This window comes from Gordonia sp. 34D, from assembly GCF_056682775.1.
Genome location: NZ_CM155293.1, coordinates 3,511,098 through 3,531,415, shown reverse-complemented (window position 1 = coordinate 3,531,415; position 20,318 = coordinate 3,511,098). Strand labels below are relative to the sequence as shown.

Annotated in this window: 22 protein-coding genes; 5 read left to right on the top strand and 17 right to left on the bottom strand. The window is 64.2% G+C overall.

The features are described 5' to 3' along the window. Nucleotides 1–65 precede the first annotated feature (65 nt). Nucleotides 66–1,028, top strand: coding sequence for a hypothetical protein (locus tag AC1L34_RS16395; protein ID WP_424323336.1), 963 nt, complete (start codon nucleotides 66–68; stop codon nucleotides 1,026–1,028). Nucleotides 1,029–1,092: 64 nt separating this feature from the next. Here AC1L34_RS16395 and AC1L34_RS16390 read toward each other — a convergent pair whose 3' ends face one another. The 16 genes from AC1L34_RS16390 to dacB all read right to left on the bottom strand — a co-directional run bounded on the left by AC1L34_RS16390 (nucleotide 1,093) and on the right by dacB (nucleotide 15,560). Then, nucleotides 1,093–1,539, bottom strand: coding sequence for a MaoC/PaaZ C-terminal domain-containing protein (locus AC1L34_RS16390; protein WP_424295806.1), 447 nt, complete (start codon nucleotides 1,537–1,539; stop codon nucleotides 1,093–1,095). Then, nucleotides 1,536–2,342 (bottom strand): type III pantothenate kinase, encoded by an 807-nt coding sequence (locus AC1L34_RS16385; RefSeq protein ID WP_424295808.1) that lies wholly within the window; start codon nucleotides 2,340–2,342, stop codon nucleotides 1,536–1,538. Before AC1L34_RS16385 ends, AC1L34_RS16390 begins: the two co-directional genes overlap by 4 nt. An 11-nt stretch (nucleotides 2,343–2,353) precedes the next feature. Beyond that, nucleotides 2,354–2,779 (bottom strand): aspartate 1-decarboxylase, encoded by a 426-nt coding sequence (gene panD, locus AC1L34_RS16380; RefSeq protein ID WP_424295810.1) that lies wholly within the window; start codon nucleotides 2,777–2,779, stop codon nucleotides 2,354–2,356. 7 nt (nucleotides 2,780–2,786) lie between these two features. Continuing rightward, nucleotides 2,787–3,647, bottom strand: coding sequence for a pantoate--beta-alanine ligase (gene panC, locus AC1L34_RS16375; RefSeq protein WP_424322372.1), 861 nt, complete (start codon nucleotides 3,645–3,647; stop codon nucleotides 2,787–2,789). Between the two features lie 23 nt (nucleotides 3,648–3,670). Beyond that, nucleotides 3,671–4,588, bottom strand: coding sequence for a Rossmann-like and DUF2520 domain-containing protein (locus tag AC1L34_RS16370; RefSeq protein ID WP_424295812.1), 918 nt, complete (start codon nucleotides 4,586–4,588; stop codon nucleotides 3,671–3,673). A 246-nt stretch (nucleotides 4,589–4,834) separates the two neighbouring features. Beyond that, nucleotides 4,835–5,848, bottom strand: a complete 1,014-nt coding sequence (locus AC1L34_RS16365) for a DUF6779 domain-containing protein (RefSeq protein ID WP_480034939.1) — start codon at nucleotides 5,846–5,848, stop codon at nucleotides 4,835–4,837. A gap of 69 nt (nucleotides 5,849–5,917) precedes the next feature. After that, entirely contained in the window at nucleotides 5,918–6,469 is a 552-nt protein-coding gene (locus tag AC1L34_RS16360; RefSeq protein ID WP_424297473.1) for a DUF3180 domain-containing protein, read from the bottom strand. Continuing rightward, nucleotides 6,466–6,975, bottom strand: coding sequence for a 2-amino-4-hydroxy-6-hydroxymethyldihydropteridine diphosphokinase (gene folK / locus AC1L34_RS16355; RefSeq protein WP_424323664.1), 510 nt, complete (start codon nucleotides 6,973–6,975; stop codon nucleotides 6,466–6,468). Before folK ends, AC1L34_RS16360 begins: the two co-directional genes overlap by 4 nt. Continuing rightward, nucleotides 6,972–7,370: a dihydroneopterin aldolase gene (gene folB / locus AC1L34_RS16350; protein WP_424297476.1), complete on the bottom strand. Its 399-nt coding sequence runs from the start codon at nucleotides 7,368–7,370 to the stop codon at nucleotides 6,972–6,974. Before folB ends, folK begins: the two co-directional genes overlap by 4 nt. Then, on the bottom strand, nucleotides 7,363–8,208 hold the full coding sequence (gene folP / locus AC1L34_RS16345; protein ID WP_424297512.1) for a dihydropteroate synthase: 846 nt from the start codon (nucleotides 8,206–8,208) through the stop codon (nucleotides 7,363–7,365). Before folP ends, folB begins: the two co-directional genes overlap by 8 nt. A 41-nt stretch (nucleotides 8,209–8,249) precedes the next feature. Further along, complete coding sequence (gene folE, locus AC1L34_RS16340; protein ID WP_424323665.1) at nucleotides 8,250–8,894, bottom strand: GTP cyclohydrolase I FolE; 645 nt, start codon at nucleotides 8,892–8,894, stop codon at nucleotides 8,250–8,252. A gap of 11 nt (nucleotides 8,895–8,905) precedes the next feature. Continuing rightward, nucleotides 8,906–11,275, bottom strand: coding sequence for an ATP-dependent zinc metalloprotease FtsH (gene ftsH, locus AC1L34_RS16335; RefSeq protein ID WP_424297479.1), 2,370 nt, complete (start codon nucleotides 11,273–11,275; stop codon nucleotides 8,906–8,908). 201 nt (nucleotides 11,276–11,476) lie between these two features. Further along, nucleotides 11,477–12,040 (bottom strand): hypoxanthine phosphoribosyltransferase, encoded by a 564-nt coding sequence (hpt, locus tag AC1L34_RS16330; RefSeq protein ID WP_424297481.1) that lies wholly within the window; start codon nucleotides 12,038–12,040, stop codon nucleotides 11,477–11,479. 74 nt (nucleotides 12,041–12,114) lie between these two features. Then, entirely contained in the window at nucleotides 12,115–13,080 is a 966-nt protein-coding gene (gene tilS, locus AC1L34_RS16325) for a tRNA lysidine(34) synthetase TilS (RefSeq protein WP_424323666.1), read from the bottom strand. Next, nucleotides 13,059–14,129: a zinc-dependent metalloprotease gene (locus tag AC1L34_RS16320; protein ID WP_424297514.1), complete on the bottom strand. Its 1,071-nt coding sequence runs from the start codon at nucleotides 14,127–14,129 to the stop codon at nucleotides 13,059–13,061. Before AC1L34_RS16320 ends, tilS begins: the two co-directional genes overlap by 22 nt. A gap of 42 nt (nucleotides 14,130–14,171) precedes the next feature. Beyond that, nucleotides 14,172–15,560, bottom strand: a complete 1,389-nt coding sequence (gene dacB, locus AC1L34_RS16315) for a D-alanyl-D-alanine carboxypeptidase/D-alanyl-D-alanine endopeptidase (protein ID WP_424297484.1) — start codon at nucleotides 15,558–15,560, stop codon at nucleotides 14,172–14,174. Nucleotides 15,561–15,661: 101 nt separating this feature from the next. On the opposite strand from dacB, the gene AC1L34_RS16310 reads away from it, so the two are divergent. The 4 genes from AC1L34_RS16310 (at nucleotide 15,662) to AC1L34_RS16295 (ending at nucleotide 19,107) form a co-directional block, all read left to right on the top strand. After that, entirely contained in the window at nucleotides 15,662–16,141 is a 480-nt protein-coding gene (locus tag AC1L34_RS16310) for an inorganic diphosphatase (protein WP_424297486.1), read from the top strand. Nucleotides 16,142–16,267: 126 nt separating this feature from the next. After that, nucleotides 16,268–17,173: a VOC family protein gene (locus tag AC1L34_RS16305; RefSeq protein WP_424297488.1), complete on the top strand. Its 906-nt coding sequence runs from the start codon at nucleotides 16,268–16,270 to the stop codon at nucleotides 17,171–17,173. Nucleotides 17,174–17,297: 124 nt separating this feature from the next. Beyond that, the gene (locus AC1L34_RS16300) at nucleotides 17,298–18,008 is read left to right on the top strand and encodes a hypothetical protein (RefSeq protein ID WP_424321847.1); all 711 of its coding nucleotides are present in this window, start codon (nucleotides 17,298–17,300) and stop codon (nucleotides 18,006–18,008) included. A gap of 22 nt (nucleotides 18,009–18,030) precedes the next feature. Next, entirely contained in the window at nucleotides 18,031–19,107 is a 1,077-nt protein-coding gene (locus tag AC1L34_RS16295) for an isochorismate synthase (RefSeq protein WP_480034938.1), read from the top strand. Between the two features lie 6 nt (nucleotides 19,108–19,113). Here the strand turns inward: AC1L34_RS16295 and AC1L34_RS16290 are convergent, their stop codons facing one another. Then, entirely contained in the window at nucleotides 19,114–20,313 is a 1,200-nt protein-coding gene (locus AC1L34_RS16290) for an O-succinylhomoserine sulfhydrylase (protein ID WP_424297494.1), read from the bottom strand. Nucleotides 20,314–20,318: the final 5 nt, after the last annotated feature.

Sequence of the window (20,318 nt, the reverse complement as noted above, 5' to 3'; positions counted from 1 at the left end):
CGCTGCCGTCGAGTTATCCACAGGGGGGACTACCGCAAAGCCGGACTTATCGAGAAACTACCGGTATGACGATCTCGGGGGAGCTTGGTCGGCTATTGAACGCACAAGACGGTGTCATCGCACGACGCCAGGTGCTCGACTGCGGTCTCGCCCGCGCGTTCATCAGGCAACGCCTCAATCGCAGAGACTGGGTACAAGTGCATTCCGGCGTTTACGTGGCGCACACCGGACCACTCACTCGCAGGCAAAAGGAATGGATCGCAGTTCTCTCGGTAATGCCCGCAGCGCTCAGTCACAGATCGGCGATCCAAGCCGGGACAGGAGCCACCGGGAACCTTCACGATCCAATCCACATCGTCGTCGATGGGGGACGGCGCGTCACCCGACCTCCAGGTGTAGTCGTGCACTACAGCAATTACATGGCCGAGCGCGTTATGGCCAGTACGCATCCACCGCGGACCCGGTTGGAACACGCGGTGCTCGACGTCGCCGCCGACGCGACTTCGGAACTGGATGCGATTGCCTACCTCTCGGACGTCGTCCAATCGCGGCACACAACTCCGGACCGACTGCTCAATGCCCTCGCATCCCGAAGTCGGATCGCCCGGCGGCGGTTCCTGAGAGCAGTACTGATTGATATTCGCGACGGCACCTGCTCGGTGCTCGAGCATCGCTATCTCACCAATGTGGAACAGGCGCACGGACTGCCTCGCGGTACTCGACAATCACCGACGGAAGTCGGCCGACCAGGCTTCCGCGACGTGGAATACGACGAGTGGGGGCTGATCGTCGAGTTGGATGGTCGTGCCCACCACGACAGCGCCCGCGCCCGCGATGCCGACTTGGAGCGTGACCTCGATGCCTTTGTCTTCGCTGGCAAGGACACAATCCGATTAGGTTACGGACAGGCGGTGGAACGAGCCTGCGCAACGGCCATCAAGGTGGGAACAGCCCTGAACCACCGCGGATGGCGGGACTTCGTAAAGCCATGCAGATCAACACAATGCGCAGTTCGCCCGCCGACTTAGCCTCCGTCCGAACTTTGGGCCCGGTATCTGGGCCCAAAGTACGGACGGAGCAAAGAATCGAAACCTACTTCGTCGGCGCGGCGTGAAGCAGGGAGGCGGTGTCGGTTCGGAGGACGGCTTTTCCGTCGACGGTCAGTTCCGTAATGATGCGAACGAGGGCTCGGTTGCGGTCGTCAAACTCGAGTTCGCTGACCGTCACAGTTCCGGTGATGACGTCGCCGGGACGCACGGGGCGGAGGAACTTGATGTCGCGGACTTCTTTGCCCGCAATGACGGCCCAATTGTCGTAGACACCGATCACCGACAGACGCTGCATGATCGCGAAAGAATGAATGCCGCTGGCGATGAGTCCGCCGTAGGGGCTGGCGGCGGCAATGTCCTCGTCGATGTGAAAGCCCTGCGGGTCCCACTTGCGGGCATACTCGACGAGTTCGTCTTTCTCGACGATGTACTCGCCGAGTTGGTAAACCTGGCCGGGCTCGATATCTCGGCCATAAATCTTGTCTGTCACGCTCGGCCCTTTCCTAGGCGGCGACTACGCTCGTGCACGCGGCGCAGGCCGTCGAGCACCAAATGTGGGTGATGCACGCTGATCTCACGACACTGCTCCACCATCATCGGTGCGCGGAAACCCGTGCCGATCACGGTCACATCGTTGCCGTCGAAGCCCGGAACGTCGTTCCTGATCCGTTGGACGAGGCCGTCGACCTGCCCGGCGAACCCGTAGATAATCCCCGACTGCAACGCCTCAACCGTGTTTTTCCCGATCACGCTTCGCGGTGGCATCAGCTCCACCTTTCGAACAGTCACGGTGTGCTCACTGAGCGCTTCCACCGCCAAGTCGACGCCCGGGGCAATCACCCCGCCCAAAAACTCACCCTTCGCCGACACCGCATCTACGACCGTCGCCGTACCGAATGCCACAACAATGCATGGCCCGTCCGGGTAGTTTTCGTGCGCGGCCAGGCTGTGCGCCACCCGGTCGGTGCCAACTTCTTTCGGGTTGTCGACGAGCAGCGGCACCCCGGTGCGAACACCGGGTTCAAGCAGCACGTGTGGGCCATGACCGAAATAGCGCGGCAGCATCTCCCGCATTTCCCGCAGCAACGACGGCACCGTCGACAGTCCGGCAACCGCTGTCACCTGCTCGATGTCTGGGCCAAGCAGGCCGCGCAGTTGCAGGGCAAATTCGTCGGCGGTCAGATGCGGTTGCGTGTGGATCCGCCAGTCACGCACCAGCTTCGCGTGATCGCCGGTTCCGGCGAACACCCCGAGGTTGATATTCGTGTTGCCGACGGCGACGGTCAGGAGCACGGTTGCCCGATTCAGACTGCGGCGGTCGCGAGGCCGCGCGGGTCCTTCAGGCCGGAGCCTTCGGGAACGTTGGCCGGGTCGGTGCCGAGGCTAATCGGACGGTTGGCTTCGTCGACAAAAACCACGGCGGGCGAGTACTCAGCCAGCTCGGCCTCGTTCATGACGCCGTACGCGATGATGATGACGAGGTCGCCGGGATGCACCAGGTGCGCGGCGGCGCCGTTAATCCCGATCACACCCGTGCCACGCTCACCCGCGATGACGTAGGTCTCGAGCCGATTTCCGTTGTTGATGTCGACGATGCAAACCTGCTCGCCTTCCATCAGATCGGCGGCATCGAGGAGGTCGGCGTCGATGGTCACCGAACCCACATAGTGCAGGTCGGCCTGGGTCACCGTCGCGCGATGAATCTTCGACTTCATCATGGTGCGAAACATGTCGCCCCTACCCTTCTGGTCGTTCAATAAAGCCGGTGCCGATGGCGACCCCGACATTGTCGATAAGGCGTGCCGGTCCCACGCGGGCGGCCACAAGCAGGCGGCCGTCCCCGAGTTCCGGCGGTTCTTCTAGGCCCCGCCCCCGCAATTCGAGATAGTCGATCTCGATTTCCGGTGCGGTAGCCAAGACGGAGTGAGCGGCTGCGAGGATCGCGTCGCGTCCTCCCGCTGCGGCGTGCGTGCCAGCCAGCAGCGCCGCGGACAGGACGGTCGCGAGTTCGCGTTCGTCGGCGGACAGGTATCGGTTGCGCGACGACAGTGCCAGCCCGTCGGCTTCGCGCACGGTGGGGACGCCGATGATTTCGACGTCCATGTTGAGATCGTTCACCATCTGGTTGATGAGAACCAGCTGCTGGTAATCCTTTTCACCGAAGTACGCGGCGTGCGGTGCGACGATGTTGAGGAGCTTATTGACGACCGTCAGCATGCCCGAGAAGTGCGTCGGACGAGTCGCGCCTTCCAGAATGGCACCGGTCTCGCCGGGAAGCACCGTGGTGCGGGGGCCGGTCGGGTACATTGCCGAGGCGGTCGGGGCGAACACCAATTCCACCCCGGCCTTTTCCAGCAGGGCACGGTCTTCGTCGAACGTCCGCGGGTAGGCGTCCAAATCTTCGCCTTCCCCGAACTGCAGCGGATTAACGAAGATCGACACGACCACGACGTCGTTGTGCATCTTCGCCGCTTCCACCAGCTGCATGTGTCCGAGGTGCAGCGCACCCATCGTCGGCACCAACGCGACGCGCTTACCGGTGGCGCGCAACGCCTTCACGACCCGGCGCAGGTCTGCGGGATTACGGTGGACGGTCATCTCACCCGGCGCATACAGGGAGCTCACGATTGCTTCTCCAAAAGGTCTCGTAGTTCTTCTCCGGCGGCACTTTGGCCGGCCGCACGGAGCGACAGGGCACGGTATCCATCGACGACGCCCGCATCGGGCAACGCCGCAAGGGCATCAAGGTGACGGGCGACGGTCGCGGCGTCGTCCCGCGCGACAGGTCCGGTCAACGCGGCCGGACCCATGTCGAGGACATTCTCCAGCGAGGCACGGACCAGCGGCCCAAGGATCCGCTGGGCCAATCCAGAATCGGGACCGTCGACGGTCGCGGTGTTGCGATGCTCTCCCGTCGGCCCTTCGATCGCCACGGTCAGCGCGGTCAGCGCATCCGAAATGAGGGCGATCAAATTGTTCGCACCGTGCGCGAGGCTCGCGTGATAGAGCGTGCGGTCGGATTCGGCGATCCGCACCGGTGTGCCACCCATCTCAAGAACGAGGGCGGCAGCGATGGCCTCGCCGATCTCGTCGACCGCAGTGATGCCGAAGCACGACGACGCGACGCGGACGGTGTCATCGGACGTGCCAACGAAAGTCATGGCGGGATGGACGGCCATCGTGACGGCCCCAAGTTCGGCGAGCGGCGCCAGGATGTTGGCACCGTAGGCGCCAGCGGTGTGCAACACGATGGTTCCGGGACGAGGCTGTGCGTCAGCAACCTGAGCGATCACCTCGGACAGTTCCGTGTCCGGGACCGCGAGGATCAAAAGTTGCGCCTGGCTAACTACGCCGGGGATGTCGAGAAGGCGCGCGCTGGGGAGTCGGGTAGCGGCACGGGCCTGAGATTGGACGGAGCGTGCGGTGACTGCAACTACGTCGTGTCCGACCGCCGCGAGCGCCCCACCGAGCGCAGTGCCGACGCGACCGGCCGAGACGATGCCGACACGCAGACGTGCCGGGGTCATCGGTGAGTTCACCGCGTTCCTCCATTCCGTTCCAGTCCCTACTCGAAGGCGAGTTGTGGGTACCAGACGTTCCACACCACGATATGCGGGGCGGGGTATGGGCGGCTACGCCGTGTGACAACTTTCACGGCGCGGAATTTCCGGGCACAGTCCGGCGATACGAGGCAGCGTTGCAATACGCGGGAAGTCTGCGGGCCGGTCACGCCCGCAGCCGCGTGCGCACGAACCCTGTCGGCAATAATTCTGTCGGCAATAACTTCAGTCGCGGCGGCGACGCCCGCCTTCACGGCTCGGCGCGGCGTTTTCGCTGGCAGCGCGGAGTCGACTCAACAGCTCGCTGGCCGGTCGACCTTCCGAATGCGTGCCCTCGGCCTCATCGACCTCGGCAACCGGTTGCTGCGGTCGCGGCTGCGAAGGCCGGGCCTGTTCGCGCCGCGGCTGATGCGGGCGGGGCTCCTGCGGGCGGGGCCGCTGGGGTCGGGGCTGTTCGGCGCGGGCCTGTTCGGCGCGGGGCTGCTGGGGACGGGGCTGCTGGGAAGGCCCGGCCGGCGGCTCGTAGGCCTGCGCACTGTAGGCGACGCGATCGAACGGTCCGGTCTGGGGCGTTTCGTCGGCTTCGGGATCTTCGGTGACAACCGGGATGATTTCCGTCATCTCGACCGGATCGACTTCTTCGACGTCCTGCGGTTCGGTCGGCACGTGGCGGCCCGTATCCGAGGGCGGTGCGGTGGTCGCGAAGTCACGATCGGCAACGAAGCGATCGTCCGCGGCTGCGGCGGTGTATCCGGTACGACCGGCACCCAATTCGCGGGGACGTTCGAGGCCAATCGCCACCCGGGCATCGGGAAGCGGCTTGCCGAGCAACTGCTCCAGACTCGACCGAAGCGCCAATACTTGGGCCTTGAGCTCGTCTAGTTCCACGTTCGATTCCGCTGAGATTTCCTGGCGGATCGCCACCTCAACGTCGGACTCGTACTGTCTGCGGGCCGAGATCTCGCGTTCCAATTGCAGCTCGTAGACGAGCCTGAGGTCACGACTGCGTGACTCGGCGACGTCGGCCTGCCGCCGGTACTTGGTCACCAGGACTGCACCGATGACCGCTGCCCACAGCGCGGCAATTACGGCTAGGGTCGCCTGGATCGAAAAGTCATTTCCGAGCACCATTAGCAGGCTCGCGATGAGCGCCAGCAAAACCAACAACCCGATGAGCCATTGTCCAGCCGTGGACGGTCGCTTTGTTTTGGCCTCTTCGGATCGTTCCCTAGTGGTCATTGGCCAAACTTACCGCTATTGCCGCTGCTAACGGGGTTAGCACGTGGGCCGTGTCGGGTATTGCCTGCACTAGGCCAAGCTTGGCGGACTATCCGGGGCAGAGTCGAATTCGTCCGCCGACGGATCATCGGGAGCCCGACAGCAGTGCTCCAACCACATCGCCGCAGCGGTGAGAACGACGCCGCCGACCAGCCCGATGATGGCTCCCGGCCGATCCTGACGCGCGGCATCGAGAATGCCGTTCTGCATCAGGAAAATCAGCACTCCGGTCCACCCGCCCGCGGCGACGGCACCGAGAATGGCCGACGCCTTCGCCAGGGCGACGAGTCGCGCGGCATTGATCGGATGGAGTTGCCCGCCCGCCCGGCCGACTTCACGGTTGGCGATGCGCTTCTTGACGACGAATCCAATGACGACTTCCAGGGCCGCAACCACGTACAGGGAAAGGCCCGACAGCAGGGGTAGGTCGGGGAACGAGCCGTAGTTGTAGTGGATCAGGATCCACATCGCCAGGCCCGCCACCACCGCGACCGCCGTCAAGTCCCGGAAGCGGATCGGACCGAGTTTGTGGCCCTCCCCCTCCGGATCGTGCTTCTCCCCCACTGGCCCGAGGCCCGTCACGGCGTTGCCTCCAAGCGCCGAACTGCGGCTACATCGTCGGCGTCGAGGGCAGCCACCAGCTCGACGACAGACTGCTCCCCGCTAGCGGTCCACAGGGTTGCGTCCGGATCGATTTCCAGCCACGGCACCAACACGAAGGCCCGCTGCGACGCTCGCGGATGCGGCAGGGTGAGTTCGTCGTCGTCGGAGATCACCGGCTCACCGTCGGTTTCCGCGGCCACCACGTCGACGTCGAGAGTTCTGGGGCCCCAACGTTCGTTACGGACGCGGTCGGCGGCGCGTTCGAGTTCCCAACAGAATTCGAGCCACTGTCTCGGGGTCCGGGAGCCTTCCGCGATGAGCGTGATGTTGGCAAAGTCGTCCTGATCGACGCCGCCCCACGGCGGCGTCGAATACACCGCCGAGGCAGCGATGAGGTCGGCCCCGACGGCGTCGACGACCGCCTGCAAGTGTCCCCTCGAGTCGCCGATGTTCGATCCTGCGGACAGGACCACCCGCGTCGTCACGGTGTGGCCCGTCGAGCTGCGGCGATGGCTGCCGTCTTAATCGACCGCCGGGTCACCACGGCGACGTCGTCGAAGGTCAGCGGGATCGGCGCGGACGGCTTGTGGACGGTCACCTCACACGCCGAGATCCGATCATCGCCCATGATGGCGTCGGCAATTTCCGCGCCGACGGTTTCAATGAGATTGCGCGGCGTGCCCGCCACGATGTCGTGGGCGGTTTGCGCCAGCGAACCGTAGTCGACGGTGTCTGCAAGGTTGTCGCTCGCGGCCGCAGCCTGCAGATCGAGCCACAGGGTGATGTCAATGATGAACTCTTGGCCGTCGCGGCGTTCGTGATCGAAGACACCGTGATTACCTCGGACTCGGAGCCCCTTGAGTTCGATGCGGTCAGCCATGTTCATTGCCTCTCCGACCGCCGCCACGCCAGGCGAGGGCCACTTCGATGGCGTCGCGACTCGACGCGACGTCGTGCACGCGAACGCCCCAGGCACCACCGGCTGCCGACAGCGCGGAGATGGCGGCGGTCGCAACTTCGCGGCCCGCCGGGGGCCGATCCACACCGTCCCGCGCGAGCAGCGAGCCGAGGAAACGTTTGCGAGACGCCCCGATCAGGACCGGGAATCCCAGTCCGACGAGGGTCGGGAGGGAATGCAGCAGTGCCCAGTTGTGATCGGCGTTCTTCGCGAAGCCGAGTCCCGGATCGAGGATGATCGCATCGGGATCGACGCCCGCTGCGACAGCGGCATCCACCTGCCCGAGCAGTTCACCGGAGACCTCGGCAACCACATCGCGGTAGCCGCCCGCTTCGTCGATGCGGTGGGTGAAGTGGCGCTGCCCGCTCGGCGCATTGTCGGCTGGCCGCCAATGCATCAGGATCCACGGGACCGATGCGTCGGCGAGGACCCGAGCCATGTCAGCATCTGCCCGGCCGCCAGAGACATCGTTGACCAGGCCAGCGCCAGCTTCCAGCGCATCGGCGGCAACAGCGGCGCGCATCGTGTCGACAGACACCCGGGCTCCGGCGGCCACCAATTCTCGGATGACCGGTACCACCCGCCCCGATTCGGCTTTCGGGTCAACACGAATCGCGCCGGGACGCGTCGATTCGCCCCCGACATCGATGATGTCGGCACCGGCCTCCAGCAATTCCAAACCGTGCGCGATCGCCTTATCGACCTGAAGAAACTGGCCGCCGTCGGAGAACGAATCGGCAGTCACGTTCAGCACGCCCATGACGAGCGTGCGATCTTCGCCGGCCGAGGGACGTTCCGAGGTCACCGGGTAATCAAGTCCAGTGCTTCTCCGCGGGAAACCGCGCTGGTTTTAAACAGTCCGCGCACCGCCGACGTGGTGGTGCTGGCACCCGGTTTGCGGATACCTCGCATCGCCATGCACAGGTGCTCGGCTTCAATCACCACGATCACGCCGCGCGGATTCAACTTGCGCACGATCGCGTCGGCGATCTGGCTGGTTAGTCGTTCCTGGACCTGCGGGCGTTTGGCGTACAGGTCGACAACCCGGGCCAGCTTCGACAGTCCGGTCACCTGACCGGTCTCGCCGGGGATGTAGCCGACGTGCGCCACCCCGTGAAATGACACCAGGTGATGCTCGCAGGTCGAGTACATCGGGATGTCTTTGACGAGGACGAGTTCTTCGTGGTTCTCGTCAAAGACGGTGGCGAGCACATCGTCGGGGTTGGTGTAGAGGCCCGCGAACATTTCCCGGTAGGCGTTGGCCACGCGGGTGGGTGTGCGCACCAGGCCTTCCCGGTCGGGATCCTCGCCCACCGCGATGAGGAGTTCCCGGACGGCGGCCTCGGCTCGCGCTTGGTCAAAATCGCGCTGTCCGTCGGGTGCCGGAACAACGAGGCCGTCGACGGCGTGCGGATCTACGCCATTCACGTTGCTGGTGTTCGTCATATCGGGTCTCCTCACTGACCGTCGCGTGGCTCGTCTGCGGGCGGCCATCCGGGTGCCGACCAGTCGCGCGGGGCGCCGTAGTCGGGGCGGGTTCCGTGCCCGGGACGTGATGCGTCATTCGGCGGCGCCACCGGGTCGTTGCGCGAGTCACCGTCGGAAGGCGAACCCTGCGGTGCCTCCTGACCGTGTTGCGGCTGAACCGGCTGAGGCTGGCCGTACGGCTGTCCGTAAGCCGGCTGCCCGTACTGGGGTTGGCCATACGGCTGCCCGTTCTGCGGCTGCCCGTACTGCGGTTGGCCGTACTGGGGCTGCCCGTACTGGGGCTGACCACCGTATTGCGGCTGACCATACTGCGGTTGCCCGTAATGCTGGCCGGCGCCCTGCTGGGCCGGATCGCCGTACACCGGCTGCGGCACCGCGGGCACCACCGGTTCCTCGACGGGAGGCCACGGCTCGCCGCGTTCGACGGCGAGTTCACCCTTCGTCTTGATCGGCGGTTTGGTGCTCGGCGTACGCTCACCGAACTCGTCGAATTTGGTGATGCGGGGCCGCTTGATGACATCGCGCAAGATGTCCTCGAGGTCCTTGCGGATCAGCGTTTCCTTCTCCAGCAATTCGCCGGCGAGGACGTCGAGTACATCGCGGTACTGGTTGAGAATCGCCCACGCTTCGGTGTGCGCCGCCTCAATCAGGTTTCGAACCTCGGTGTCGATCTCGGCAGCGACATCTGCGGAGTATTCCACTCCGCCGCCCATGCCGCGGCCCATGAACGGGTCGCCCTGGTCTTGGCCATAACGGACCGCCCCGAGCTTGGCACTCATGCCGTATTCGGTGACCATTGCGCGGGCAATCTTGGTGGCCTGATCGATATCGGAGCTCGCACCCGTCGTCGGCTCATGGAAGACCAACTCTTCTGCGGCACGACCACCCATTGCCATGACGAGGCGGGCGAGCATCTCCGAGCGGGTCATCAGTTCTTTGTCCTGCTCGGGCACGGCCAGCGCGTGACCGCCGGTGCGTCCTCGCGCCAGGATGGTGACCTTGTAAATCGGGTCGAGGTCGGGCATCGCCCACGCGGCAAGCGTGTGGCCGCTCTCGTGGTACGCCACGACCTTCTTCTCGTGTTCGCTGATAACGCGGCTCTTGCGTCGCGGTCCACCCACCACGCGGTCGACAGCTTCCTCGAGCGCCTCACCGGAGATCACCGTCTTGTGCTCGCGCGCCGTCAGGAGGGCGGCCTCGTTGATGACGTTCGCGAGGTCGGCACCGCTCATCCCCGGTGTCCGCTTGGCCAATCCGTCGAGATCAGCGTCGGGGGCAATCGGCTTGCCCTTGGAGTGCACGGCCAAGATGGCGCGGCGGCCCGCGATGTCGGGGTTGCTGACCGGGATCTGGCGGTCGAAGCGTCCGGGACGCAGCAGCGCCGGATCCAAGATGTCGGGGCGGTTGGTCGCAGCCATCACAATGACGCCGGACCGATCACCGAAGCCGTCCATCTCCACCAGGAGCTGATTCAGGGTCTGCTCGCGTTCGTCGTGACCGCCGCCCATGCCAGCACCGCGCTGGCGGCCGACCGCGTCGATCTCGTCAACGAAGATGATGCACGGACTGCTGGCCTTGGCCTGTTCAAACAGGTCACGGACGCGGGAGGCACCCACACCGACAAACATTTCGACGAAGTCCGAACCGGAAATCGTGAAGAACGGCACGCCCGCCTCACCGGCGACGGCCCGCGCTAGCAGCGTCTTACCGGTTCCGGGTGGGCCGTACAGCAGGACGCCCTTCGGGATCTTGGCGCCGAGTGCCTGGTAGCGGGACGGGTTCTGCAGGAAGTCACGGATCTCGTCGAGTTCTTCGACGGCTTCATCGGCACCGGCGACATCGGCGAACGTGGTCTTCGGCATGTCTTTCGACAACTGCTTGGCCTTGGACTTACCAAAGCCCATCACGCCGCCCTTGCCGCCTTGCATGCGGCTCATGACGAAGAAGAACAGGCCGAACAGGATCACCATCGGCAGCACAAAGATCAGCAGCGACTGCCAGATCCCGGAATCCTTGGTGACGTTGGTCTGGTACTCGGCACCGGAGTTGCTGACCGTGTTGAAGATACGGTTGCTGACCCCGGCGGGATACTGCGTCGAAATCTTGGTGGCATCAGAATCACCGACCTTGATCGGCTTGGTCAACGTGATGCGGAGTCGCTGCTCGCGGTCGTCGATCTGAACCGACTTCACGTTCTTCTGGTCCAACTGGGTCATCGCGATCGACGTGTCGACGTCGGTGTACTCGCGATCGGAATTACGCATCATGCTGAAGCCCCAGATGGCAAACAGAATGACGGCCACAATGGCCAGATTCCGGAACAGTGTCTTGCGATTCATTCGGATACGCGTGGATTCGGTCGACGTGTGAGGGGCTCCCCGCCCGTCGCCGTGCCCATTTGTCCTTCCCGTCGGCTCAAATTCGAGGCTACCTGCACCCCTGAGTTGTCAACTTAATCGTCAACGCACCGGGTGCGCCCATTGTTCCTGTGACGGCAAGTCAGCAGGACGACCATTAAGGCAGAGACATTAGGACCAAGATTAGTGCGAATACACCGACGGGTGGAGCCGTCCAACGAACGACAGGTCGCGGTACCGCTCGGCGTAGTCGAGTCCGTAACCAACGACGAACTCGTTCGGAATGTCGAAGCCGACGTCGGCGACGTCCAACTGCGCGCGCACAGCATCGGGCTTGCGGAGCAGCGTCACCACCTCAAGCGAACGCGGCGAGCGCGTCGCGAGGTTCTTAATCAGCCACGACAGGGTGAGGCCGGAATCGATGATGTCTTCGACAATCAGGACGTCGCGGCCAGTGATGTCACGGTCGAGGTCTTTCAAAATCCGGACCACGCCCGACGATGAGGTGGACGAGCCGTAGCTCGAGACAGCCATGAACTCGAGTTGCGACGGGATCGGCAGCGCCCGAGCGAAGTCGGTCATGAACATGACGGCACCCTTGAGGACACCGATCAACACCAGATCCTCGGCGGCGTCCTTGTACCGTTCGCCGACGGCCTGAGCCATCTCTACTGTTCGCGCATAAATTTGCTCCTGAGTGATCAGGACTTCTTCGATGTCATCGCCATAACTGTCGTTGCGGTCCACCCATATAGCTTCGCACAAGACACTGACAGAACAATCACCAGTTACCGGCAGGCCACAGATCCGCGTGTGCCAGGTCACCGCTGGTCGCGGTACGCCCGAAGCTCATCGCCTTCTCGCGCCACCAGAAGTCGGGAATCGCTGTCGCCGCCGACAGCAACCGCTCCCTGCCCAGACCAATCGACAATGAGAGAATCTACGGCCGAGACGACACGAAAATTCGGTTCCGGAGCGCCGACCGAAAGCAGCCACGAGCGGACCACCCGCGTTCGTACAGCCGCCCAAACCCCGACGATCGGCGCGATATCCAGCACTCGCCCGTACGTACACTCTTCAAGAAGGTCCGCAGCGGGCATATCGAGCGCGTCGGCGTCGTCTTGCAGTTGCCTCGCCGTGCGCGCTAACGCCTCCGGCACCCCACCGCCGAGGACTTCGTCCAGCAGCGGCAGCACTTCGTTTCGGAGGCGCACGCGAGTAAAGCGGGGATCCTCGTTGTGCGGGTCGTCCCAGATCGGTAAGTCCCACCCCTGGCAGGCCGCACGCGTCTGCGACCGTCGCAAACCCAGCAGCGGGCGCCCCCAGGGCGACGCCCACCCGCGCATCCCCGCCAGCGAACGCGTCCCCGAGCCACGGCCGAGGCCCAGCAGGACGGTCTCGGCTTGATCGTCGAGGGTGTGTCCGAGCAGTACCGGGCGTCCGTCGCGAACGTCGTTGAAAGCCGCGTACCGCGCTTGTCGTGCCGCCGCTTCCATGCCGCCGGGCCCGTCGACGGTGACCGCTTGTACCTGCGCTGTCGCTCCCAGATCGCGGGCGACGGCAGCCGCACGCTGGGCCACCGCACCCGATCCCGCCTGCAGCTGGTGATCGACCACCACGGCATGCACCGTTAACCCGGCGCGGACCGCGGCCGCGGTCAACGCGAGCGAATCCGCCCCGCCCGAGAGGCCAACGCATACCGGGCTGTCCCGGCAATACCGTTGAGCAAAGCCGCGGACCGCCCCGATCAGGGCCCGCTGGGCCGCTACAGAACCCGCTTGATCCACGCGTCCGGGTCGCCAATCTCCGCCATCAGCGGCATGGTCTCCGCCGACGTCCAAATGGTGTTGAATGCTTCCATCCCGACAGCATCGACGACGTGATCGACGAAGGCCTTGCCGCGGATGTACTGCGCCATCTTGGCGTCCATGCCGATGAGCGCGCGGATGATGCGCTGCAGGGGGTTCTTCGGTGCGGTGCGACGCTGATCAAACGCAGCGCGGATCGACGCCACGGACGGCACGTGCGCCGGGCCGACGGCGTCCATCACGTGGTCGGCGTGACCTTCCAGCAGCGTGCCGAGCACCAAGACTCGTTCAAAGGCCTCGAATTGTTCGGGCGACTGCAGCAGTTGCATCAGTCCGATCACACCCTTTTCGCGCGGCTTACCGCTGCGCAGACTCTCAGTGATGCGGCCCACCAGCTCCGACGCCGAGTCGTCGCCGTCGCCCGTCAACTGCCCGATATTGCTGCGCATATAGTCCGGCAGCCACGGGTTGGCCGAGAACTGCACGCGGTGGGTCACCTCATGCAGACAGACCCACAACCGGAAGTCGGAGGGGTCGGCGCGCAGTTGTCGTTCCACCGCGATGATGTTCGGTGCCACCAGCATCAAGACGCCGGGCTCCCCGGTCGCCGGGTCGGGGCTAAACGGATCGTATTGTCCGAGAATCGCGCTCGACATGAACGCCAGCAACCCGCCGGCCTGCACGCCAGCGAGCTTGCCGCTCAAGCCGTACGACGAGTTCGAGTCGTCGGCTGCACCCAGCATGGCGGGCATCGAGCGCGTGGCGGCGTCGATCCAGCCGGAACGATCCAAGACCTGCGCGGTCGGGACGGCGAGACCGTCGGCCAGTCCCGTCACCTCGCGAACGGGTCCTTCGGCACGCACGGCCGCGTCGAGCAGTTCGTCGTTGGCCCGTTCGTAGGTGTAGCGGGTCACACGCGGCCCGGGCCGCGCGATGCGCTTACCGATCGACGCGGCGACACCCCAATCGATGTTTTCCACCGGTCCGGCATCGGCCAACTCGTCGGGTACTGGACTCTCGTTGGGCACTGAACTCTCGGTAACACTGTTCACGGTTTTCCTTCCGATCGATCAGGTGCGGCAACCGCAGTCGCGGAGCGTGCCAACCACCGCGTCAACGGCGGGCCGTGCATCGGCGGGCGAGGTGCCGCCAGAAATCATCGCGAACGCGAGAACGCGGCCGTCGACGGTCTGCACTATTCCGGTCAACGAACTGACACCCGTGAGTGTTCCGGTCTTGCCGCGAATCCAGCCGGCACCGTTGGTTTTGTCGGGGTCGAAACGGTCGGTCAAGGTGCCCGTCCCGTGGGCCACCGGGAGTGAATCGAGCAGCGACCGCAATGCGGGCTGACCGTTACCTGCGGCAGCCGACATCAGTTCGTCGAGCAGCGAAGCGGTGACGCGATCGGAGTATGAGAGACCCGAGGCGTCGACGAGTACCGTGCCCTCGACGTCGAACTTGTTCTTCTGCAAGGTCGCCAGGACGGCGTGCGCACCGCCCTCAATACTGGCCTCCCCGCCGGTCGCCACCGACAGTTCGATGGCGAGTTGCTCGGCGAGCACGTTGTCGCTGAAGCGCATCATGTCGCCAACCCGGACCGTGAGCGGTGCGGACTTGACGGTCGCGATGGTCGGCGCACCCGACGGTGCCGTGACTTCAGTGACCTGACTGTTCAAGCCGAGCTCATCGGCCAATGCACGTCCGGCGGCCAGGGCCGGATCGTCCGTTCGCGGCGAGTACTCGTCGAGCGGTTTGAGGCGGGCCCCGTCGACGGTGAGCGCACTCATCGGTGCGATATCTCCGCCTTCAATGTCGCGCTTGTCCCACGTCTTTTGCATGCCGGGACCGGTGAACAACGAGGTGTCGACGGCGACCGACGTGATCTGTTTACCTGATTTTTTGATCGCGGCCGCCAGGTCGGCAATCCGCGCGGGATCGGAGTAAAACGAGGGCTCACCCGCCGACGCCGTCGTCAAGGTCGGGTCGCCTGCCCCAACCAGAATCGCCTGCCCGTCCGCACCAAGCACCACCTTGGTGGTGATACGCGCATCGTGTGGCAACTCCAGCAGGACTGCGGACGCGGTCAAGATCTTCGCGTTCGATGCGGGCACTCGAGGCGTGTCGGCACCCTGCGACCACAGCACCTCGCCGGTGAGCGGATCAGACACCTGACCAGTGAATTCACCGAGCATCGGGTCTTTCAGCGCCTTTGCCATCGCCTTTTGCACACCGTTCGCGGTGGGCTCGGGCGCGGTCGATGGCACAGCCTTCACGGTGGGTGCGAAGGTCATCGCGGCCGGACGTGCAGGCGTTCCTGCGGGAACGGGATCTGCACGGTTCTCGAAGAGCCACCACCCGACTCCAGCGCCCGCAGCTAACACGGCAACGAGCAACACCACGAGGATCGCGCGTAACACTTTGCGCGGCCGACGGGCGGGCGAACTTGTCGGCTGAGCCACTTATCCTCCGGTCTGTGGTCGGTGATCGACCCTAGTAACAGTATCCTTGACAGCCGTTGAAGCAATTCTGGACAGTCTGAGCAGTAACCGTAGGAGGCAGCATGGAGTACGAAGTCACCATCGAAATTCTCAAGGGTGGTCGTAACAAGTACGAGATCGATCACGAGTCCGGCAAAATTTACCTGGACCGCTACCTCTACACCTCGATGGGTTACCCCGCCGACTACGGCTACATCGACCACACCCTCGGCGAAGACGGCGACCCGTTGGACGCCATGGTGCTCCTGCAGGAGTCGGTCGTCCCCGGTGTCATCGTGCGAGCTCGCGTCATCGGCATGTACACCATGACCGACGAGGCCGGCGGCGATGACAAGCTGCTCGCCGTCCCCGCTGGGGACCCGCGCTGGGACTCGATCCAGGACATCAGCGACGTCGACGAGTTCGAGCTCAAGGCGATCTCGCACTTCTTCGAGCACTACAAGGATCTCGAACCCGGGAAGTCCGTGAACCCCGGTGGCTGGGTCGGCAAAGAGCAGGCTGCCAAGGTGGCGCAGGAAGCTGTCGACCGCTACCAGGGCTAGTTTGTCCGCTTGACAACTTGTGCCGTACTTTGCATCCCAATTTGGGGTGGAAAGTACGGCATTTGGGGTTGTCCCCCGGGTTCGGAGTCGGCACGCTGGAAGTACCGTCCGAACAGGGAGTGACCTATGTCGACGCAGTCCATCGTCCCGAACCTGTGGTGCAACGCGAATGCTGAGCAAGTGGCGCAGTTCTACGCCGCAGCATTCCCTGACACGACGTGGCAAGTGCTCGGTCGGTATCCCACAGAGGGTCTCCCCGAGTTCCAGCAGCGGTTTGCTGGGCTACCCGTCGCCGTCGAGGTAGTAATCGGCGGCTATCGAATCGGGTTGATCAATGCCGACGACACCTTTGCTCCGAACCGAAGCATTTCGTTTCTCCTCAACTTCGACCCCGCCAGCTTTGCCAGCGAGGCTGCTGCCCGCGACCAACTCGACGCGATGTGGGGCATCCTGTGGGACGGCGGCTCCCCCATCGTTCCGCTCGATGAATATCCCCACAGCAAGCGGTACGGGTGGCTCCGCGATCAATTCGGGGTCACGTGGCACCTGATGCTGACCGACCCCGAAGGCCCACCGCGGCCCTTCATCACTCCACTGCTGCTGTTCTCCGGCGACGTCGGACATCGCGCACGCGCGGCAATAGCCAAGTACACGGCATTGTTTACCCCCAGCGCCGTCGGTACCGTCGCGTCGGCCGCGCAGAGCCCGGAAGCGGTGATGTACGCCGACTTCCAGTTGAACGGACAATGGTTCGCCGCCATGGACACCCCCGAACTCAGTTCCAGCGGTCCCGATCAAGAGTCCTTCAACTGCGGGGTCTCGCTGGAAGTCCAGTGCGCGGACCAAGCCGAGATCGATCGCATTTGGGACGGACTTACCGCCGTCCCCGAAGCCGAGATGTGCGGTTGGCTCGCCGACGAGTTCGGCGTCAGCTGGCAGGTGACGCCCGCAAACATGGGCGAACTGATGGCCCGACCGAACGCCTACCAGCACATGCTGGCAATGAAGAAGATCATCATCGCTGACCTGTAAAAGCCCTGACTGAAGCCTCCGCCGTCATTCACGAAAAGCATTTCGCACACCGCGACTGCCGGTACGCGACCTTCCGCCGTTAGGGTCTGTTCGAAGAGTCTTTTCGAGGAGGACGAACGCTCTAATGGTGCATCCGAATTTTCCGCCGAACCAGCCGGACCCGCAGCCCGGCTATCAGCACGGACCGGTCCCCCAGCAGCAGTTCGTCCAACAGCCGTTCCCTCAGCAGCCGTTCCCATATCAGCCGCCGCCGGTGCCGCCGAAGGCCTCCCGCGCGCCGCTGATAGTCGGGCTTATCGCGCTGGTCGCCATCGCGGCAGCCGCGGTAACCCTGCTGATTGTTGCACCGTGGAACAAGAAGGTTGCTGGACCTGCAGACCCCGTCGCGCAGACCTTTACCCTCGCCGACGGCATTTCGGTGGAAGTCACGGTCCCCGAGGAATGGGCGGCCACCGCTGAATCCGTCGACGAAACCACCGGCGTCATTATCCGCGCCGACGCTGACAACCGGCCTCTCACCCAAATCATCGAGTCACTCAGCACCTTCAAGGAATCCGGTATCGGCGAACCCGTGCATGTGATCGTTGTGGTGCCGACCAACTGCACGGAAAACGCACCGCACAGCAATACCTGGACTACCCGGGAAGAGAACAAATCGTCATCGGCACACACCGAGAAATGGTCCAAGGCCATCCTCCGGGTCGATGACCACAAGTGCATGGTGATGTCCGGCATCGACGCCGCAACAGACGAGTCCGTCGCCGGTTCCACCGCCCGCGACCTCATGCGGTCGTTGATCAACGATGACCTCATCACCGTCGGAAAGTCGATCTAGCGGACCCAGGTAATCTGATTTGGTGCCTGCCCGCCTGTCGTTCCAATTGTCGAACGCTGAACAATCCGTCCGCGGGTTCGGTGTTCGCAGCGTCTTCGGCTCGGTTCGCGAGGCGTCCGCCGCGCTTGCCTCCGGGACTGTCGGATTCGTTGGTGGTGCACTCGGTTTCAACACCGAAGGTGCCGCATCACTGACGGCCCCGGAAGAAGTCGAATTTTCCCCGACCGTCACCGCACGCGCTGACGTTACGCCAGTTGTCGAACGGCTGACGGTAACCCCCGACGCCGTCCACCGGGACCTCGTCCGGCGGGCCATCGAAGCTATTGATGCGGGCCAAGTCGACAAAGTGGTGGTTGCTCGCAGTCTCGACGCGCAGCTCACGGTGCCGGTAGAGCCCGAGGCGATGATTGACCGCTTCGCCGCCACCGCCGGTGGCTCCACCGTGTTCGGTGCCGACCTGAGTGCCGCCCCCGGCTTTGCCGACCACTGGCTCATCGGTGCCAGCCCCGAACTACTTCTCCGCAAACGCGGTGCCACGGTCCAGTGCGTCCCCTACGCTGGCTCGGCCCCGCGATTCGATGCCGACGGAGCCGAGATTCCCGGTGCCGCCGACAGCCTCCAGCGGTCGGCAAAAGACCTGCGCGAGCACCGCTACGTTGTCGACTACCTGCGCGAACTCCTTGCACCCCTGTGCTCAAGTCTCGAGGTACCCGACCGTCCCGAAACCACCTCCACCAGGCATGTGTGGCATTTGGCAACACCGATCACCGGGCAGCTCGCCGACCCGTCGGTGACCGCTCTCGACTTGGCCGCACTCCTGTCGCCAACCCCGGCCGTCTGCGGAACCCCCACCGCCGCGGCCGCCGAGCTCATCACCGAGATTGAAGGTCGCCGGGATTTCTACGCGGGCGCCGTCGGCTGGTGCAATGCCGAAGGCGACGGCGAATGGGTCGTTTCCATCCGCTGCCTCGAACTCGATGCCTCTCGCACCAGCATTCGCGCGTGGGCGGGCGGCGGCATCGTCGCCGGATCGGACCCCGATGCTGAAGTCGCCGAAACCACCGTCAAATTTCAGACGGTGCTCGCCGCGCTCCGCTAGAAAAAACTAGCCGAGCGCACCGTCCAAGTCGCGCAGCAGGTCGTCGACATTCTCCAAGCCCACCGACAGGCGGAGCATGGAGTCAGTCAGACCGATCGCGGCACGACCCTCCGGACCTGTCGCCCGGTGCGTCGTAGTTGCCGGGTGCGTGATGAGGGTCTTGGCGTCACCGAGATTGTTCGAAATGTCGATGATCTGCAGGCGATTCAGCATTTCGAAGGCGCGTTCCTTGCCAGTCAGGCCGGGCTTTTCCGCCAACTCGAACGTAATGACCGTGCCGCCACCCGACATCTGCGACCGCGCCAACTCGTACTGCGGGTGCGACGGCAAGAACGGGTAGATCGCCTTCGCGACGCGCGGATCGGCATCCAAGTACTCGGCGACCTTGAGTGCCGACGCAACCGACTGGTCGAGCCGCAGTTTCATCGTCTCCAGGCCCTTGAGCATCACCCACGCGTTAAACGGGCTGAGCGCCGGGCCAGTATGCCGCATCAGGTCACGGACCGGACCGTCAATAAACTCCTGCGTGCCCATGACAGCGCCACCCATCACCCGGCCCTGGCCGTCGATGTGCTTGGTTCCCGAGTACACGATCACATCGGCACCGAGGTCCAACGGGCGCTGCAGAAGCGGCGTCGCAAATACGTTGTCGAGGACCACCTGCGCGCCAGCCGCATGGGCCATAGCCGAAACTTTTCGCACGTCAACCAGGGTCTGCATCGGGTTCGACGGAGTCTCAAAGAAAACCGCCGTGGTCGGCTTGGAGAGCGCCCGCTCCCACTGCTCGAGGTCGTCACCGTCGACGAATTCGGTCTCCACGCCCCACGACGGCAAGATTTCGTTACAAATCACGAAGCAGGATCCGAATAGACTGCGCGCGGCAACCAGTCGGTCGCCGCTCTTCAGCAGCGCGCCAAGCGCCACAAACACCGCGGCCATGCCGCTTGCCGTCGCGAAACACGCCTCGGTGCCTTCGATCTGGCGCAGTCGTTCCTGGAACATCGCGACCGTCGGATTGCCGTAACGGGTGTACACGAAACGCTTGTCTTCACCGGTAAATGCTCGCTCGGCCGCTTCGGCCGTCTCGTACACGTAACCGCTGTTCAGGTACAGCGCCTCGGAGGTTTCAAAAAAGCCCGAACGGAGGATTCCTCCGCGCACGGCAACAGTTTCCGGCGATACCCAGTCGGGTAGTTCATGGCTCATCTTCT